Genomic DNA, 18,388 nt, shown 5'->3' with positions numbered 1-18,388 from the left:
GCGGATTCTCACCGAATCAAACCAAACAGATTGGACTTGTTGTAAAAATTCGCTTCATCCGACGCAGGGGCCTGGGTTGTCAAAAACGTTGCCCCTCTGTAACCCGGACACCACACTCTTGCTCGTTCATCGCGCATAACCACACGAGGGGCCCATGACCGCACGTTTCCAAGGCACAGCTGAATATGTTGCCACCGACGACCTGACCATCGCTGTAAATGCCGCTGTGACGTTGGAACGCCCATTGCTGGTCAAGGGGGAACCGGGCACCGGTAAAACCGAGCTGGCCAGACAAGTGGCCGGTGCGTTGCGGCTGAAAATGATCGAGTGGAACGTCAAATCCACCACCCGTGCGCAGCAGGGCCTATATGAATATGATGCGGTCAGCCGGTTGCGCGACAGCCAGTTGGGTGAAGAACGCGTGCATGACGTGTCGAACTACATCCGCAAGGGAAAGCTGTGGCAGGCGTTCGAGGCGGATGAAAAGGTGGTTCTGCTGATTGATGAGATCGACAAGGCCGATATCGAATTCCCCAACGACCTGTTGCAGGAACTCGATAAGATGGAGTTCCACGTCTATGAGACCGGCGCGACTGTCCGGGCCAAAAACCGTCCGATCGTGATTATTACGTCGAACAATGAAAAAGAACTGCCGGACGCGTTTCTGCGCCGCTGTTTTTTTCACTACATTCGCTTTCCCGATGACGCCACGATGCGCCGGATCGTCGAGGTGCATCACCCCGGCATCAAAGATGCGCTGTTAACAACCGCGCTGACGCAGTTTTATGAAATTCGTGAGACTCAGGGGCTGAAGAAGAAACCGTCGACATCCGAGGTTCTGGACTGGTTGAAGCTGCTACTGGCCGAAGACCTGACTGCCGAGGACCTCAAGCGCGACGGAGTCAACGCGTTGCCAAAACTGCATGGTGCCTTGCTGAAGAATGAGCAGGATGTGCATCTTTTTGAGCGTCTAGCCTTTATGGCACGCCGCAAAGGCTGAACCCGCTTGAACATCTGGTGATCGCGGCTTGCCTTGGCGCAGACCGGATGTCAGCATCAGAAAGATTGTGTTCGGCTCGAACACACAAAACAGGACGTGTCCCGTGGCCCACGCAGTAAAAATTCGCGCCCTGCGCACCGAAGACAGGGACGCATGGGCCGAGATGTGGCGGGACTACCTCGCCTTCTACGAAACCACCGTTCCTGAAGCGATCTATGCCACGACCTTTTCGCGGTTGATTGGCGACGACCCGCAAGACTTTTCCTGTTTCGTCGCCGAGCAAGATCGCAAACTTGTTGGCCTGACGCATTTTCTGTTTCACCGACATGCCTGGAAAGTGGAACAGGTTTGCTATCTTCAGGACCTGTACGCCCGACCCGAGACCCGGGGGACAGGTGTCGGCCGCGCCCTGATACAGGCGGTCTATGACCAAGCAGATCGAAAAGGCGCTCCATCCGTTTATTGGCTGACACAAGAGTTCAATCATACGGCGCGTCAGCTTTATGATCGCATCGGAACACTGACACCGTTTGTTAAGTACAACCGCTCATGATCCGGTGGGGCGCTCTTGTTCTGGCAGTGGCACTATGCGGTTGCACGTCTGTTGAGACGATCGAGTTGCCGGCTGAGGTCAAGGTTATCGAGGCCTCGCTGCCCCCGACAAAAACCTTCCCCGCCCCCCGACCTGCCCCGCCCGCACGATCCAACAAGAACATTGCCGCTGACTTTGTATCCTTGCATTTCGAACTGGAAAGCGGTGCGCAACTGCCTGTTTTCACCCGGTTCGAAATGCCGATCACGGTGCGGTTGACCGGCGCGTCAACCGCCAGTATGCGGCGCGACCTTGGCCAGTTGCTTGAACGACTGCGCCGCGAGGCAAGGCTCGACATTCGGCAGATCAACGAGGGTCAGGCGAATATTACAATCGAGGCGGTCAGCCAGAGGCAGATCCATCGTATCCTGCCGAATGCAGCCTGTTTCGTTGTACCCAACGCTTCGAGCTTTGAGGAATACAGCCGCGATCGACGTAAGGCCAAAAGCAGCTGGACCGAGCTGCGCAGCCGCGAACGGATCGGTATCTTTATCCCCTATGATGTCAGCCCGCAAGAGATGCGCGACTGCCTGCATGAAGAGCTGGCGCAAGCGCTGGGGCCGTTGAATGACCTTTATCACCTGCCGGACTCGGTGTTCAACGACGACAACATCCATACCGTTCTGACCGGCTTTGACATGTTGATCCTGCGAGCAGCTTATGCCCCCGAGCTGCAAACCGGAATGACCCGCGACCAGGTCGCTGCTGTCATTCCCGGTGTTCTGAGTCGCCTGAACCCGCGCGGCGACAGGCTGCCCGCGCAGCCGATTTCGGACACACCGCGCGAATGGATTGATGCGATTCAGAAATCGCTGGGCCCGGGATCCAGCTCACCCAGACAAATGCGGGCGGCCCGAAAGGCCGCCCAAATCGGTCAGCAGCTGGGCTGGACCGATCACCGCCGGGCGTATCCGCACTATCTGATGGGGCGCATGATGCAGTTCAACGACCCGCAAGAGGCGCAGCGCCAGTTCCAGATTGCCCTGCAATTCCTGCGCGAAACGCCGGGAACCGAGGTCCACCGTGCCCATGTAACCACCCAGACTGCAGCTTTTGCGTTGGCGCAGGATCAGGGCCCCAGTGCTCTGCCCCAGCTTGATCAGGCCATCAACGTCATGACGCGGGCCGAAAACGCCTCAATTCTTGCCACGCTACTGTTGTTGAAATCCGAAGCCCTCAAACAGGCCGGAAAGCCGGAACAGGCACGCGCAGTCAGGCTGGACAGTCTGGGATGGGCGCGATACGGCTTTGGCTCGGATCTGGTGGTTCAATCCCTATTGCAGGACGCGACAGTCAGACCTTCCAACAGCAACTGAGGCGGATGACACAGCCATGTTAGTAGTTCTCGGAATGGCGTTATTAGGTGCAATCCTGGGCGCATTGACTGCGCGAAAACGCAATGGAAACGCGGCTGATATGGCGCAATATGCCGCCGGGTTTGGAATCGCTTTTGCGCTTGCCGGTCTCATAATCTCGATGGTGCTGGTCCGGTTGGTGGTTTAGCGCGATGTTCCTGCCCTTTTTTGAGAACCTCCGAAAAGCAGCCATTCCCGTTTCTTTGCGGGAATATCTGACGTTTCTTGAAGGCATGAAAAAGGGTTTGGCAACCTATGATGTCGAAGCGTTCTACTACTTGGCGCGCGTCTCGATGGTGAAGGATGAGCGCAATATCGACAAGTTCGACCGCGCCTTTGCCGCCAGTTTCGAAGGCCTGAACGAGATCACTTTCGATCAGGTGCTTGATGCGGTTGATATCCCCGCCGAATGGTTGGCCAAAATGGCCGAAAAGCACCTGTCAGAAGAAGAAAAGGCCGAGATCGACGCCCTTGGCGGATTTGACAAGTTGATGGACACTTTGCGCGAAAGGCTCAAGGATCAACAGGGCCGCCATCAGGGCGGCAACAAGTGGATCGGCACCGCTGGCACCTCTCCGTTCGGGGCGTATGGCTATAACCCCGAAGGCGTGCGGATCGGTCAGAAAGAAAGCCGTCACCAGCGCGCTGTGAAAGTCTGGGACAAGCGCGAATTCAAGAACTTAGATGACACAGTTGAACTGGGCACGCGCAACATCAAAGTCGCCCTGAAACGCTTGCGCCGTTGGGCGCGCGAAGGTGCAGCCGAGGAACTGGATCTGGACGGCACCATCCGCGCCACGGCCGAGCATGGATATCTGGATGTCAAAACCCGGCCCGAACGTCACAACGCTGTCAAAGTGCTGCTGTTTCTGGACGTGGGCGGATCCATGGACCCGCATATCAAGGTGGTCGAGGAACTGTTTTCCGCTGCCCGCACCGAGTTCAAGCATCTGGAGTATTTCTACTTCCACAACTGCCTTTATGAAGGGGTCTGGCGCGACAATCGCCGTCGCTGGGATCAGCAAACGCCTACCCACGAAATTCTGCGCACTTATGGGCCGGACTATAAATGCATCTTCGTCGGCGACGCCTCGATGAGCCCCTATGAGATTGCCTATCCCGGTGGCGCCAATGAGCACTGGAACCAGGAGGCCGGTCAGGTCTGGTTGCAGCGCGCACGCGAACAGTGGGCTTCAAACCTGTGGATCAACCCGTTGCCCGAGAAATACTGGGAATACACCCATTCCATCGGCATGATCCGAGAACTTTTCGAGGATCGGATGGTCCCGATGACATTGGCGGGGCTTGAGCAAGGAATGCGAGAGCTGACACGGTAGTAGTCTCTAACCAGTTTATTGCCGAATACACGGCGAACATCTCCTCTTGACCTCAAGCTACGTTGAGCCTCCACAGTGACCAAAGTTCATTTGACAACAACGTAGAGCTTACCCTTGCACGTACTGACAATTCTGGATCATCCGGACCCGAACTCGTTTACGGCGGCCAGCGCTGCACAATTCATGAAAGGTGCCACAACAGCTGGCCACACCGTCGAGCTTGCCGATCTACATACCGAAGGTTTTGATCCGCGCTGGTCTATGGCGGATATTGAAGGGGATGCAAGCTCAACGCCGCCGCCGGACATCGCAGCCGAGCAAAAGCGGATCGCTCGTGCCGATGCCATCTGCCTTGTGTTTCCTTTGTTCTGGTGGGGTATGCCCTCAATGATGAAAGGCTGGGTGGATCGGGTTTGGACGTGGGGCTGGGCCTACGACCAGTTGCAGGATACGGAAAAGTCACTGCAAAAACCTCGATCCGGGGTGTTGCTGATCCCTGCCGGGGCGCGTTCAGACGAAATGGAAGCCGCCGGATATCATCATGCACTTGAGACCGCTTGGACCAAAGGAACGTTCGGCTATTTTGGCCTTTCGCCCCGTAAGATCGAAGTGCTCCACGGGTCGACCGGATCAGCAAAACGGCGGCAAGCGCTTTTGGAGCGAAGCTATGACATCGGATCAACCCTGCCGTCACCCCGGCAGGACTAGGCTTCGCTGTTGTTCAAAATCAAAGAGTTAGCCTGATCTAAGTTGAATTTGGAGGCGTTCTCCGGCCAGAATGCAACTTTACATTTGCTCTTGCGCGGTTGAAATCCCATATCTAACCCATGCTCCGCTTAACGCCGATCCTGCTGGCCATTGCCTATGCCGTTGTGATGTACCGGATTTCTGTCTGGCGCACGCATCGCGAGTTGGATGCAAAATCGACAGAGCTGGCTGACCCTGCACTAAAACGCCTGACAGACCGGCTGGCGGCGGCGTTGGATGTGGACCGTGTTCCCGTCTATATTTATGAGATCGATCCTGTGAACGGATTGGCTGCACCGGATGGGCGGATATTCATCACGCGTGGGTTCTATCGCAAGTTCCGGAATGGTGAGGTTTCAGCAGAAGAAATGGCCAGCGTCATTGCGCATGAGTTGGGTCATGTGGCACTCGGCCATGCCCGGCGTCGGATGATCGATTTTTCCGGGCAAAATGCCATGCGTACAGCGCTGATGATGGTTCTGAACCGGTTCATTCCCTTTATTGGTGCCATCATTGCCAATGCGCTGACGAGCCTACTGGCGTCGCGCCTGTCCCGTGCGGATGAGTATGAGGCGGATGAGTATGCGGCCGCCCTGCTGACCAAGGCCGGGATTGGGATCGGGCCGCAGAAGTCCCTGTTTCATAAGCTTGAAGCGCTGACCGAACAACGCTCGGGCGTGGTGCCTGCGTGGTTGATGAGCCACCCGAAGACGGATGAGCGTATTGCAGCGCTTGAGACGCTTGAGCAGCGTTGGGGGCGTGGCTGATCGACCGGCAGCGAGAGGCCAGCCTCTCGCGCTCTCCGGGATATTTCTAGCCAGATGAAGGGATTAAGGATTTTGGCTGAGCGCTTTCCCCAGACGCGGCAGGCGGGCTTTTTTCATCAGAGGCCGTAAGGCCCATTGCGCTCCGGAAAGCCGATTGGCCTCGGCCAGCACACGGCTTGCGACCTGTTCGAGGCCCTCAGGATCAGTGAGCCAGAACCCCAGTAAGAGGCTGTCGGGATCGTGTCGTTCCAGACCTTCCTCGGCCAGGATGTTTTTGGGAAAGTCTTTTGCGTTGACGGTGACGATCACATCCGCAGAACTGGCGATGGCGGTGGCCAGAACATGGATGTCAGCGGCGTCCGGCAACCACAGCCGTTGTTCGAGCCCCGGAGCAGCGCCTTGTTCGGCGTTAGGCCATTGTGCTTGTGTCAGTGCGATTTCGGCCCGCGCCTGCATCTCACCCTCAGGGCCCAGCTTTCGGGCGGCACGCGCCCATTCTTCGAGGATCCGTGCAGACCAGATTGGGGTAAAGTGGCCCAGTTGAGCCGCACCCAACAACATCTCACGCATCACCGTCGGGTAGATGATGCAGGTATCCAGAACCGCCTTCACAACCGGTAGAACACCGCTTTGAGATACCCGCTTTCGGCCAGTTGTGGCAGTTGCGGATGATCTGGCCCGGCAAAGCCTGTGTGGATCAATTGCGCCTGTCGCCCGGCACGGCCAATGCCACGAGATGAGGCATCGCGGAACCGTCCAAGGTCTGCGGCGTGCGAGCAAGAGCACAGGCCGAGGTAGCCGCCCGGTTTAACCAGTGGCGCGGCCAAGCGGGCAATGCGTTCATAGGCCCGCAATCCGGCATCCAGCGCTTGTCTTGACGGTGCAAAGGCTGGTGGATCGCAGATGACGACATCGAACTGCGCCCCCTCTTCGCCCAACTGGGTCAAAACGTCGAAAGCGTCGCCTCGTCGGGTTTGGAACCGGCCAGCAAACCCGGAAGCGTCGGCACCCTGCGTTGCAAGTTCTAATGCCGGGGCGGACCCGTCTACGCACAAGGCGTGCTTTGCGCCACCTGCCAGCATCGCCAAACCAAAACCGCCGACATGGCTGAACATGTCCAGCACATGCGCGCCGGAATGGACCAACCCTGCGGCGAAGGCATGGTTCGGGCGCTGATCATAGAACAGGCCGGTTTTTTGCCCCCCGGTCAGGTCTGCCATATAGGTCGCGCCGTTCATCGGCACGGGCAGAGGTGCATCGGGTGCTGCGCCGCGCAGGGTCAAGCTCAGGTCGTCTAGACCTTCCAGACCGCGCGTACGGCCGGAGGCGCTCTTGAGCACAGTTGTCACACCAGTAACTTTGACCAAAGCATCGATCAAAACGTCCAGATGTGCCTCGGCCCAGGCGGCGTTGGGCTGGATCACGCAGGCATCGCCGAACCGATCGATGATCACGCCAGGAAAGCCATCTGCTTCGGCATGGACCAGCCGGTAATAAGGCGTGTCAAACAGGCGCGCGCGCAAGGCCAAGGCGCGGCTTAAACGGGTTTCGAACCAGTCGACCGTCAATTGCGCGTCGATATCACGGTCCAAGACCCGGCACATGATCTTTGACTCCGGGTTAACCGCAACCAAAGCGATGGGCGTGCGTTTGTCATCCTCGAGAACAGCCAGTGCCCCGGCGGCGATCTTGCGGGTGCGGCGGTCGGTTACGATGTCGTTGGCATAAATCCATGGGAAGCCATGGCGCAGGCCGCGCGCGTTGGCTTTGGGTTTCAGGCGGATACGAGGGCGGTCTGTCACGGCATTTTGCGTCATGACGCCCTCATAGTCGCGAAGGCGCTGATGGAAAAGCCCCTATGTCTCTCGGTCACGGGCGCGCCATCCGCCACGCCGTTTCGGGGCTTGGGCAGTTTGCAACCCTTCGGCCAGCACCTGTGTCATCGGGTGTTCAGAATCCTGCGCGTAATAAGCGGCGTGCAGATCGGTCAGCGCCTGTTTCTGATCCAGATTATCCGGTAAGCTCAAAGCCCAATCCAGAAAGATGCTGCGGCATTCGGGCAAAGCGATGCCATCGATGCGATAAGCCTCGCGGATCAGCCCTTTGGGATCGTTCGGATCAGTGCTGCGCGCCATCTTCGCCCTCCTTGATCACGCTGCCGATCAGACCGGCGGCGGTGATGTAACTGTCCTGCAATGCGGATTGCAGCTGTTCGACCTGTTCATAACCGGTGGCGCGGCACAGAAACGCCGTACCGCCGTCACCGATTTTGTCAGCCTCGATGACCTTGCCCGAAAGCAGCCGCGCCGCACATTGCACCGACCAGCATAAGTCATAGCTGTCTTTCAGCGTTTGTGCCTGCGCGACATCCAACAAGCCTGCAGCGACCGCCCCGTCTAGTCCGGTATGCACATCGCGTTGCGGGCTGCCTGATAACAGCGCCCCGGTTTCGGCCATCAATTCGATGTCCAACAAGCGACCCGGCCCGTTCTTGGCATCCCAGATCCCCGCAGGTGATTTTGCCGCTGCCAGGCGCGCGCGCATCTCGGCCACTTCATGAAGGACCTGATCGCGGTTGCGCGAACTGGACAGAAAGTCAGCGCGAAACGTTTCGATATCTTCCGCCAGGCCGGCATCCCCAGCCACCACACGGGCACGTGTCAGAGCGAGATGTTCCCAAACCCATGCATCTTTTTGCTGATAGTTGGTAAAACTGGCCCAACTGGTCGCGACTGGCCCCTGATTACCTGACGGGCGCAAGCGCATGTCGACCTCATAAAGACGCCCTTGCGACATCGGCGCAGACAATGCCGTAATCAGGGCCTGCGTGAAACGGGCGTAGTATGTGCGCGTTGCAAGCGGTCGTGGACCGTCGGACATGTCCTGATCCTGCGGGTCATAGATCACGATCATGTCCAGATCAGATTGCGAGTTAATCCGCCCTGCCCCGATTGAGCCCATTCCCAGGACTGCGGCCCCGCGTCCCGGTGCAGGCCCATGTTTTTGAGCAAAACTTGCGGCCACGTGGGGCAGGATCGCCGCGATAACCGCCTGCGCCAATTCGGCGTAATGGCGACCCGCCTGCGCCCCATCGATCAACCCACGCAGGTGATGCACACCGATCCGGAAATGCCATTCCTTGCACCAGCGACGGGCAAAATCCAACTGCGTTTCGTAGTCAGTTTCTTCAGCCAAGGCACCTGCCAGCTCTGCCTGCAACGCCGCCTGCCCGGGCCAGTCGGCAAAAAAGCTTCCGCCGATCACCGCATCAAAAACAGCGGCGTTGCGGGACAAATGCGTGGCCAATGCATGAGAGGTCCCGACGATATCGATCAGCAAGTCGATCAACTGCGGATTGGCTTCGAACAGCGAAAACAGCTGCACACCTGCTGGCAGCCCTGCGAGAAACCCATCCAAAGCCAGCAACGCCTCATCCGGCTGCGCGGATTTCGCAAGCCGCGACAGGAGTTCCGGTTTGAGGCGTTCAAAAATGCGCCGCCCCCGTTGTGAGCGCAACGCCGGATAGGTGGTCCAGCGGGCCAGAATGCTCTTGTCGAATGCGACCTCTTGCACTTGAACTGAGCCCGCTGATTGACCCGGCGCAAAAAAACCTTCGGTCAATTCATGAACTTCAATCAGGCGTCGAGTCAGATCCGAGGTCAACGCCGCACTGTTGATCCCCATCAGGCAGGCAACGCGTTCGATCCCGTCCGGGGATTGAGGCACCTTATGGGTCTGGGCATCATGCACCATCTGAATACGGTGCTCGACGTCGCGATGGGCGCGGTAATGGTCGGTCAGTTTATCTGCGACGTCCGTTGGCACCCATCCTTTTGAGGCCAGCGCAGCAAGGCCCGGCACAGTACCCCGCACCCGCAGATCAGGATCGCGCCCTCCGGCGATCAGCTGGCGTGTCTGGGTGAAAAACTCAATCTCGCGGATGCCGCCTTGCCCCAGTTTCATATCATGGCCCGGGATCGACAATGCCCCGCCGGTCCCTTTGTTCTCTCGGATACGCAGGCGCATGTCATGGGCGTCCTGAATGGCCGCAAAGTCCAGATGGCGCCGCCAAACAAAGGGGCGCAGGCCATCCAGAAACCGCTCTCCGGCTGCTATATCGCCTGCGCAGGCGCGTGCCTTGATGTAGGCGGCACGTTCCCACGTGCGACCAAGGCTTTCGTAATATCGCTCGGCCGCCTCCATCGCCATGCAGACCGGTGTGACAGCAGGATCCGGGCGTAACCTAAGATCGGTGCGGAACACATAGCCATCGGCTGTCTTTTCGCTTAACGTTGAGCAGAAATTGCGCGTGGCCCGCACCATGCCTTGCCGAGCGTCGTAGAAATCATCGGGATCAAAGCGCGTCTCATCGAACAATACGATCAGGTCGATGTCCGAGCTATAGTTCAGCTCATGCGCGCCCATTTTACCCATCGCCAGGATGACCATTCCAGCGGCCGATTGGACGTCGTCTTCTGTCATCCCCGGTAGCTTGCCGCGCCGCACCAGGGTCGCGATTTCAGCTTTGGCCGCGACATCCGCCGCCAATGCACCAAAATCCGTGAGCGCTGACGTGACCTTTTCCAAGGGCCAAGCCCCGGCAATATCTGCAAGGGCAGTCAGCAAGGCCATGCGGCGTTTGGCTTTCCTCAAACCCGGCTTTAGCTGATCTGGCGGCAAGGCCCGCGCGGCGGCCATCACATCTGTCATCGCCTGATCCGGGTGCTGCAACGCCTGAGGCAGCCATGGCTTCTCAATTTCGATCAGGCCCTTCAGGTACGGGCTTGATCCGGCCGTCCCTGCAATCAACTCGCCATGTTCAGCAGACAACTCCGGCACCAATGCACGGGTTTCATCCCCCAGAGCTGGATCAAAAGCGCGCGGCAGGCGGGAGATGGTAAGAACATCAGTCATAAGCGCAACCTGCGCATTGCCGTGTCGGGTCGTCAATGGGGCAAACCCCTCAGGTTGTCTCCAGTGGCGTGTCCTGACTGAAACTGTTTACCCAAACCTCGTGCCGCCGTTCCCAGAGCGAAGAAATCAACATCGTCTCCCACCTATCGGCATCCGGCCTTTGGTAATCGGCACGATAAGACAGCAGGACAATGTCTGGCGTCAAAACCATCAGCTTGGCCTCGCTCAGCTCGAATGTCGCCATGGTAGGCGCATCGGCGAATTGGCCAACGTGATCATCCCTGTTGGCGAATCCAGAAGGATAGACCCCCAGAAAATCCGGGCTCAGCAAAGCTCGATCTGCCTGCGCGTTGCCCGAGACCAGCGCGGCCCAGACCTGCTTTTCCAGATCAAGGATCGCGTCAACCGTCGGGGCGGCCTTGTTTTCAGTCATACTCATACCTGCAAACTGCGCGTGATCCCATGCCGCGTCAACCAAATCGCAAAATGTAAATCTTTTTCACATCGACCTCTTGCATCCAGCTAAATGGACCCCATCTAGACAATGTGAAAGGAATTTACATCAACCCTGGAGAGCCCAAATGACTGCACTAACTGAACCCGTCACCCCGCAAAACCCGGGATGGTTCTATCGTGCCGAGGCCTGGCTTGACGACAAAGGCAAAGGCGCCTGGATCGCTGCTATGGTCCTTGGATTCATCTTCTTCTGGCCGATCGGCCTTGCCTTTCTGGCCTATATGATCTGGAGCAAACGAATGTTCAGCAAGTCCTGCAGTCGCCGCAAATCCTGGCAAAGCCACATGAGCACGATGAAGCCGTCCGGCAACAGTGCGTTTGACGCTTACAAATCGGACACCCTGGCTCGTCTGGAACGCGAACAACAGGATTTCGAAGCCTTCCTGCGCCGACTGCGTGAAGCCAAAGACAAGGCAGAATTCGACCAGTTCATGAATGATCGCGCTCGCGAGAACCATGAAGAAACTGACAAAGGTGAACCTGCCTGATCCCGCTTGCCCTGTTCCGATTGTTCGGGACAGGGTTATCTGACACCATCACCTGGATATTCCGATTATGACAAACCTGCCCGATCCCGATCGCCAACCTGAATTCTACAGGTCTGTGACGACAAAACGCTTTGTCGCCTGGCTGTTCGATATCGCCTTTATTTCACTGCTGTGCACCGTGGCAATCCTGCTGACTTTCGGACTTGGGTTTTTCATCCTCGCGCTGATTTACGCGGTCGTCAGTTTTGTCTACCGCGTCGTCACGATCGCGAACGGATCGGCCACATTGGGCATGCGCTTCATGGGGATCGAGCTGCGCGATGCATTCGGTGAAAAGATGGACACCGGCAAGGCGATTGCCCACACTGCCGGCTACTTTGTCAGCATGATGTTCCCGGTGATCCAGATCATCTCGGTTATCATGATGATGACCAGCGCGCGCTGTCAGGGACTGACAGATGCGTTCCTCGGCACTGTCATGATCAATCAACGCGCCTGAAAATCCTTCGTGTGAATCACTTGGCGGCCAGAAAAACCGTTGCTATCATCCGGTTTGAGGCTACACAGGACCTTCATGCGACACACGCTGCCCATTGCGCCACAATTCTATGTGACAGCCCCTCAGCCCTGCCCTTATCTTGAGGGCAGGATGGAGCGGAAGTTGTTTACCGCCCTGCAGGGCGAAGGCGCGGATCAGCTAAACAACTCGCTGTCGCAACAAGGGTTTCGCCGGTCACAAAACGTCTTGTATCGACCCTCCTGCACGGACTGCTCTGCGTGTCTGTCCGCAAGGATCGACGTTTCAGCCTTCCAACCCTCAAAAAGTCAGAAGCGCGCAATCAAGCGCAATTCTTACCTGCAACGCAGCGCGAAATCTCCTTGGGCAACCGACGAGCAGTACGATCTGTTTCGCGGATATCTCGACAACCGACATGCCGACGGTGGTATGGCGGACATGGACGTGTTTGAATTTGCGGCGATGATCGAAGAGACCCCGATCCGCAGCCGTATCGTCGAATACACGGATCCCGAAAACGGCGATTTGATCGCCGTCAGCCTGACCGATGTCCTGGATGATGGGCTTAGCATGGTCTATTCGTTTTATAACCCTGTGCAGCCGCAGAATTCCCTTGGTACCTATATGATTCTCGACCACATCGATATCGCCCGCGAGGCTGGCCTGCCCTACATCTATCTAGGCTATTGGGTCCCAGGCAGCCCCAAGATGGGCTACAAAGCCAAGTTCGCAGGGTTGGAAGCCTATGTTCAGGGCGAATGGCAGAAGATCGACGACCCGACCGCGTATCAGGATCCGTCACATCATCCACTCTCATCCGCCCCGATCGCCGAGCAGGTCGCCAACATTCAGTTGCCGGATCGTCACCCGACCAAAGGCTAGAAGTCAAATGCAGCAATCCCTCCATGCAGTCACCCTTGTGGTGCCTGACTATGATGATGCCATCGCGTTCTATACCGAAACGCTGGATTTCGAACTGGTACAGGACATCGATCTTGGGGGAGGGAAACGCTGGGTCCGCGTAACGCCTCCGGGGTCGGGCGACGCATCGCTTTTGCTGGCAGAAGCGGTCGGGTCGGAACAACACGCTGCAATCGGCAATCAGACCGGAGGGCGCGTCGGCTTCTTTCTGCAAACAGACGATTTCACCCGCGACCACGCTGCCATGCTGGCCAAAGGCGTCACCTTCGAAGAAGCCCCCCGCCACGAACCCTATGGCTCCGTTGCAGTTTGGCGCGACCCGTTCGGCAATCGATGGGATCTGATTCAATTCACCTGATCCAAATCTTCATCTGGCTGAAAGCATCCCGGGGTTGAATTGGCCTAAGGCCAAGAAGGGGCAGAGCCCCTTAATATCCGGCACAAAGCAAAGGGGGCCGATTGGCTCCCTTTTCCTTTAACCAGTAGCTTCGCCGATCCTCAATTCGGGATCAGATCCGGCACGATGGTCACGATCGTTGGGAAGAACCACAAGATCGCGATACCCACCACCTGAATGATCACGAATGGGATGATCCCTCGATAGATATGCCCGGTCGTCACCTCTTTTGGTGCCACCCCTCGCAAATAGAACAGCGCGAACCCAAACGGAGGCGTCAGGAACGACGTCTGCAGGTTCACAGCCACCATGATTGTGACCCATTTCGGATCAAACGATCCGCCATAGATCACCGGACCCACGATGGGGATGACGATGTAGATGATCTCTAGGAAATCCAGCACAAAGCCAAGGATGAACAACACCAGCATCACGATCAGGAATACGGTGAATTCATTGTCAAAGCTCTTGAGGAATTGCTGGATATAGTGCTCTCCACCAAATGAGATCACCACCAGGTTCAGCAATTGCGACCCGATCAGGATGGTGAACACCATCGACGTCACCTTGGCCGTCTCGCGCACCACAGGCGTCAGGACGCCACCGGTGAACAAGACCCAACATCCGTAAACCAAGCCAAACAGGGCGTAGATATAGGCGGCATAAGCAAGGAAGAACGCGACCCAGCTTTCGAACGACACCCCGCCCTGATTGACGCGCAAATCGAAATTCACGCCGAGAAGCAGGCAGATGATGACGGCAAAGGTCGACCAGATGATCACACTGCTGGACCGACCCTGATCCTGAAGCTTCCGATAGGCCGCCAGCATGATCGCGCCGCCCGCACCCAAAGCAGCGGCTGGGGTCGGATTGGTCACACCGCCAAGGATCGAGCCCAGCACCGCGATGATCAGAACCAAAGGTGGGAACACCACCCGGATCAGATCATTTGTCGCGCAGCGCGCAGCGGCTTCCTTGCAGCCATACATGGCAAGGGCAAATGGGCCTGCCAATCGAACGAAAGTCCAGCCAGACGATGTTGTTGGCGAGATGAATAAGACATCGACCAGCAGCATCAACAACAAACCAATCGCACCAACGATCAAAGGCTGCGGTGTCCGCGACGGTGCGATGCCCCGACCCAAAACCAACGTCAGCCCCAGCAGAACTGCAATAACCGCCACGCCATTCCCGATCGGAGCTGCTGCCGCAATCTTCGCGTCACGCGCCGCGACAAGATCTTCCTCACTCAGGCGTTCCGCATTCGATACACCACCAGCTGCGTCGATCTCTTCCTGCTCGGCAATCGCTTGATCCCACGCCGCCTGACCATGCAGATCAATCATCGAAATCTTGCACTCTTCAGGCACATTGGTGCGCAGTGATGCACCCTGCCCGACATCCGAGAATGCTGATACCGTGACGTTCTGGCTGCCGATCAGTCCAACACTGCCCAGAAACACGGCGCCAACGATCAGACCCACCGGGGCTGCCAGCAACCAGGTCAGGCCTTCCGCGCGGGTGATCGGTTCGCCACTTCCACCGGACATCGGCACAGCGGGTGCCTTGTCGGGGTTCAACAGCGCATAGCCAAATGCATAAAGCGCATAAAGCAACGCCAACATGATCCCCGGCAGCAAGGCTGCCTGAAACAACGTGCCGACCGACACAACCGCGGGTTCACCAAGATAGGTCAACGCATCGCTACAACCTGCCTCAACTGCACGGGCTTCCTGCGCCGATGAATACAGGTCTCCGGCCAGCGTCCCCAACAGAACGATCACAATCGAAGGTGGAATGATCTGTCCCAATGTCCCCGAAGCCGCTATCACACCCGTCGCCAGCTCCGGCGAATAGTTGTTGCGCAACATAGTCGGCAGGGCCAACAGACCCATCGTCACCACGGTTGCGCCGACGATCCCGGTCGAGGCCGCAAGAAACGCGCCCACAACCACAATGGATACAGCCAGACCACCCGGCAGCGGGCCAAACACCCGGGCCATTGTGGTTAGCAGATCATTCGCGATTTTCGACCGTTCCAGCGTGATGCCCATCAGAACGAACATCAAAACTGCCAGCAGCGTTTCGATAGATTGCCCCGCAAGAACACGTTCGTTCATACGGTTCACGATGAAGGATACGTTGCGGTCCAGCGCAGTTTCCCAGCCCGAGGGGAACACAGGCTCGCCTATCCTCGGCAAGTCCGGATATCGGAAAACGGATACCGCGTCGGGTTTGACGCCTGTCGCAACCAGATCCCGATACATCTGCGAGCTTGTATCGATCGCCTGATGTATCAGCAGGCCGGAACTGTCCAGCGCAGCGATGATTCCGAATGAGATTACCCCGGCCCCGCCGATGGCAAAGGCCACAGGGAAACCGGAAAGGATGCCTCCGAAAAGGCAGAAAAATACGATAATGAGGCCTATCTCGACGCCATCAAGTCCGAATAACATTGTCTGGGTCTCCGTCCCTAATGTGCGCCTTCGTAGGCTTCTTCACCCTCACCAAGGCTGTCCTTGTCGAGGTATTTTCCAGCGCTTTCCGGTCCTTCGACATATTCCAGATACGAGCGGTACAGGAACGCGATCGCATGCAGGAACACCATCGCCGCAAAGGCCACCAGCAGGATTTTGAACAGGAAGTAAGCGTTGAATCCGTTGGGGCTGAACCCGATGGTTTCGACATTCCAGCGCATCGCGCGGGATTTCATGACCAAGCGATCCAGTGTATCGCTGGCTGATGGTTTCGGTACGATCAGGTGGCGCCACATGAAATACCAACCATACATCCAGGTCAGCACAGCCATAGGCATCATGAACAGAACCGCGCCCAGCATATCCACAACACGTTTGGCACGGTGGCTTATCCCTGCATAGATCAGATCAACCCGCACATGTCCGCCCTGCACGAAGGTGTAGGTGCAACACAGGCAGACGACCATAGCGTTGTAGAGTTTGAGCTCTTCCGCGAACCAACTGATATCCATCTGGAACGGAATACCCAAGCCAAAGGCCATATCCGGTCGTGTAAAAACCCGCTGCATGAAAACGATCACGATCTGCTGGATCACCATCAACAAACCCGCCCAGGCAAAGAACCGCCCGGTTGTGTTGGCAAAGCCCTCAAGGCCCCGCACGATGCCCCACATGAAATTCCGGTAGTACAGGCCGATAGCCGTCAAAACCAAAAACAGGGCAAAGATCACAAAGAAGAACTCGACCGACCCGCCGTAATAGACAAAGCGCATGATCGCTTCTTTGTCCGACCAGTTCAGCCAGAGATGCGGATGCGTGATGGCGTATCCGAAATTATAGAAGGCTTCGGCAATGTTCTGAACGAACCAGACCAGTCCGTTCCACAGGGCGCCGAAGAACGAGATACCGTTTTCGTCCTGCATGTTGTCCCCAGGTCGCGTCAGTTGCCTTGCTGATTATTGGGCTTGTCCAACCCACGCAATTGCAACAGGAAAGGTTTCCCCACAGTCGCGGGGAAACCGTTTGATCTCAGCGGTGTATGTTAGCCGCGAACGCGGTCACGCTCTGCGGTATAGACACCCGATGACAGGTTGTTCCAAGCCGAGGACGCCGCCATCGACGTCATTGCGCTGTCGTGGATACGCTTGAACAGGTCATCACCCATATACTGATCCAGCACTTCCTGGCTTGCCTGACCAAAGGCATCCCAAACAGGCTGAGGGAATTCCAAGACCTTGACGCCAGCGGCCTGCAGACGCTGCAGCGCCGCGCCGTTATTGGCCAGGAATTGCGCCAGGTTCCACTGGTGGCATTCACCTGCGGCGATCTCGATGATCTTCTGCTGCGCTGCTGACAGGCTGTCATAAACCTCGCGGTTTGTCGCCAGCGACAGTCCCGCGCCCGGTTCGTGGAAGCCTGCGGTGTAGTAGGTCTTGGTGATTTCCTGGAAACCCGCCTTTTCGTCGGCCCATGGACCGATCCACTCGGTTCCGTCAAGCGCGCCGGATGACAGGGCCTGATACACTTCTGAACCCGGAATGTTCTGAACAGATGCACCCAGTTTACCCAGCGCCTCGCCACCCAGACCTGGCATACGGAATTTCAAACCGTTGAAATCTTCAGGGCTGTTGATCTCTTTCGAGAACCAGCCGCCTGCCTGGGCACCAGTGTTGCCGGCCAAGAAGGATTTCAGGCCAAAGATCTCGCCCAATTCGTCATGCAGTTGCATGCCACCGGCGTGGTAGTACCAGTTCACCAGTTCCTGCGCGGTCATTCCGAATGGAACTGCGGTAAAGAAGGCATAGCCCGGATGCTGACCGACAAAGTAGTAATCCGCCGCGTGGTACATGTCGGCCTGACCCGACGACACGGCGTCGAACACTTCGAAGGCGCCAACCAGTTCACCAGCTGCTTTGATTTCAACGTTCAGATTGCCATCCGACATAGTCGTGATGCTGTCGGCACAACGCTGAGCGCTGTCAAAGACGCCCGCAAGGCCACGACCCCACGAGGTGACCATGGTCAGAGTGCGCTTGCCCTGCGCATATGCCGGTGCTGCCAAAGTGGTTGCCGCAGCAGCCGAGCCGCCCAGCGCGGATTTTTTCAGAAATGAACGACGATCCATATGAGTATTCCTCCCCTTAATAGTCCTGACCCAAGAAACTTTGGGCCTGTCGCATTCAGTGAGCGTCAGACTAGTGTCCGCGACCTGAAAAGGAATACCTATTACTGCGTAGAGATCCGGCTTTCTTTCCGGTTTTCGCCAAAAAATATGGGCGATTTGCCAGCCTAGGACGGGTAACTGGGGCAATATCACCCGCGCGCGCCCAATCTTTTTGCATTTTCGCCGCCGCTTGCGT

At 57.2% G+C, this 18,388-nt stretch carries 19 protein-coding genes; 11 read left to right on the top strand and 8 right to left on the bottom strand.

Going from position 1 to position 18,388, the window contains the following annotated elements; all coding sequences use genetic code 11:
- The first annotated feature begins 154 nt into the window (after window positions 1-154).
- From ACR0BU_RS09125 to ACR0BU_RS09095, 7 genes are all read left to right on the top strand, one after another.
- A complete protein-coding gene (locus tag ACR0BU_RS09125; RefSeq protein WP_298935982.1) occupies window positions 155-1,000 on the top strand; it encodes an AAA family ATPase in 846 nt (281 codons plus the stop codon).
- Between the two features lie 163 nt (window positions 1,001-1,163).
- A complete protein-coding gene (locus ACR0BU_RS09120) occupies window positions 1,164-1,553 on the top strand; it encodes a GNAT family N-acetyltransferase (protein WP_299887586.1) in 390 nt (129 codons plus the stop codon).
- On the top strand, window positions 1,550-2,908 hold the full coding sequence (locus ACR0BU_RS09115; protein ID WP_298935983.1) for a DUF2927 domain-containing protein: 1,359 nt from the start codon (window positions 1,550-1,552) through the stop codon (window positions 2,906-2,908). Before ACR0BU_RS09120 ends, ACR0BU_RS09115 begins: the two co-directional genes overlap by 4 nt.
- A gap of 16 nt (window positions 2,909-2,924) precedes the next feature.
- Window positions 2,925-3,095 carry a hypothetical protein gene (locus ACR0BU_RS09110; protein WP_298935985.1) on the top strand — a complete coding sequence of 57 codons (171 nt, stop codon included), beginning with the start codon at window positions 2,925-2,927 and terminating at the stop codon, window positions 3,093-3,095.
- A gap of 4 nt (window positions 3,096-3,099) precedes the next feature.
- Entirely contained in the window at window positions 3,100-4,284 is a 1,185-nt protein-coding gene (locus ACR0BU_RS09105; RefSeq protein ID WP_480736915.1) for a vWA domain-containing protein, read from the top strand.
- A gap of 114 nt (window positions 4,285-4,398) precedes the next feature.
- A complete protein-coding gene (locus ACR0BU_RS09100; protein WP_480736914.1) occupies window positions 4,399-4,992 on the top strand; it encodes an NAD(P)H-dependent oxidoreductase in 594 nt (197 codons plus the stop codon).
- Window positions 4,993-5,111: 119 nt separating this feature from the next.
- Window positions 5,112-5,798 carry a M48 family metallopeptidase gene (locus ACR0BU_RS09095; protein ID WP_298935988.1) on the top strand — a complete coding sequence of 229 codons (687 nt, stop codon included), beginning with the start codon at window positions 5,112-5,114 and terminating at the stop codon, window positions 5,796-5,798.
- 63 nt (window positions 5,799-5,861) lie between these two features.
- Here ACR0BU_RS09095 and ACR0BU_RS09090 read toward each other — a convergent pair whose 3' ends face one another.
- From ACR0BU_RS09090 to ACR0BU_RS09070, 5 genes are read right to left on the bottom strand one after another with little or no spacing between them, the layout of a single operon-like run.
- Entirely contained in the window at window positions 5,862-6,410 is a 549-nt protein-coding gene (locus ACR0BU_RS09090) for an RSP_2648 family PIN domain-containing protein (protein ID WP_480736912.1), read from the bottom strand.
- Window positions 6,407-7,615, bottom strand: coding sequence for an RSP_2647 family RNA methyltransferase (locus tag ACR0BU_RS09085; RefSeq protein WP_480736911.1), 1,209 nt, complete (start codon window positions 7,613-7,615; stop codon window positions 6,407-6,409). Before ACR0BU_RS09085 ends, ACR0BU_RS09090 begins: the two co-directional genes overlap by 4 nt.
- A 39-nt stretch (window positions 7,616-7,654) precedes the next feature.
- On the bottom strand, window positions 7,655-7,933 hold the full coding sequence (locus ACR0BU_RS09080) for a hypothetical protein (RefSeq protein ID WP_480736910.1): 279 nt from the start codon (window positions 7,931-7,933) through the stop codon (window positions 7,655-7,657).
- The gene (locus ACR0BU_RS09075) at window positions 7,917-10,712 is read right to left on the bottom strand and encodes a [protein-PII] uridylyltransferase family protein (protein WP_480736909.1); all 2,796 of its coding nucleotides are present in this window, start codon (window positions 10,710-10,712) and stop codon (window positions 7,917-7,919) included. Before ACR0BU_RS09075 ends, ACR0BU_RS09080 begins: the two co-directional genes overlap by 17 nt.
- 49 nt (window positions 10,713-10,761) lie before the next feature.
- A complete protein-coding gene (locus tag ACR0BU_RS09070; protein WP_299075977.1) occupies window positions 10,762-11,145 on the bottom strand; it encodes a nuclear transport factor 2 family protein in 384 nt (127 codons plus the stop codon).
- A 148-nt stretch (window positions 11,146-11,293) separates the two neighbouring features.
- Here ACR0BU_RS09070 and ACR0BU_RS09065 point away from each other — a divergent pair, with 148 nt between their 5' ends.
- The 4 genes from ACR0BU_RS09065 to ACR0BU_RS09050 all read left to right on the top strand — a co-directional run bounded on the left by ACR0BU_RS09065 (window position 11,294) and on the right by ACR0BU_RS09050 (window position 13,512).
- Window positions 11,294-11,716 carry a DUF2852 domain-containing protein gene (locus tag ACR0BU_RS09065; protein ID WP_480736907.1) on the top strand — a complete coding sequence of 141 codons (423 nt, stop codon included), beginning with the start codon at window positions 11,294-11,296 and terminating at the stop codon, window positions 11,714-11,716.
- 67 nt (window positions 11,717-11,783) lie between these two features.
- Window positions 11,784-12,215 (top strand): RDD family protein, encoded by a 432-nt coding sequence (locus ACR0BU_RS09060; protein ID WP_300066764.1) that lies wholly within the window; start codon window positions 11,784-11,786, stop codon window positions 12,213-12,215.
- Window positions 12,216-12,290: 75 nt separating this feature from the next.
- Window positions 12,291-13,115, top strand: coding sequence for an arginyltransferase (locus ACR0BU_RS09055; RefSeq protein WP_480736906.1), 825 nt, complete (start codon window positions 12,291-12,293; stop codon window positions 13,113-13,115).
- Between the two features lie 7 nt (window positions 13,116-13,122).
- The gene (locus tag ACR0BU_RS09050; protein ID WP_298936005.1) at window positions 13,123-13,512 is read left to right on the top strand and encodes a VOC family protein; all 390 of its coding nucleotides are present in this window, start codon (window positions 13,123-13,125) and stop codon (window positions 13,510-13,512) included.
- A 140-nt stretch (window positions 13,513-13,652) separates the two neighbouring features.
- Here ACR0BU_RS09050 and ACR0BU_RS09045 read toward each other — a convergent pair whose 3' ends face one another.
- From ACR0BU_RS09045 to ACR0BU_RS09035, 3 genes are all read right to left on the bottom strand, one after another.
- Window positions 13,653-16,007 (bottom strand): TRAP transporter large permease, encoded by a 2,355-nt coding sequence (locus ACR0BU_RS09045; RefSeq protein ID WP_480736905.1) that lies wholly within the window; start codon window positions 16,005-16,007, stop codon window positions 13,653-13,655.
- Window positions 16,008-16,024: 17 nt separating this feature from the next.
- A complete protein-coding gene (locus tag ACR0BU_RS09040; protein WP_298936007.1) occupies window positions 16,025-16,951 on the bottom strand; it encodes a TRAP transporter small permease subunit in 927 nt (308 codons plus the stop codon).
- 119 nt (window positions 16,952-17,070) lie between these two features.
- A complete protein-coding gene (locus ACR0BU_RS09035) occupies window positions 17,071-18,153 on the bottom strand; it encodes a TRAP transporter substrate-binding protein (RefSeq protein ID WP_298936008.1) in 1,083 nt (360 codons plus the stop codon).
- Window positions 18,154-18,388 lie beyond the last annotated feature (235 nt).

It is taken from the genome of Ruegeria sp. CK2, from assembly GCF_056536585.1.
The sequence above is the reverse complement of the archived record's forward strand: the minus strand, read 5'-3'. Positions and strand labels throughout refer to the sequence as shown.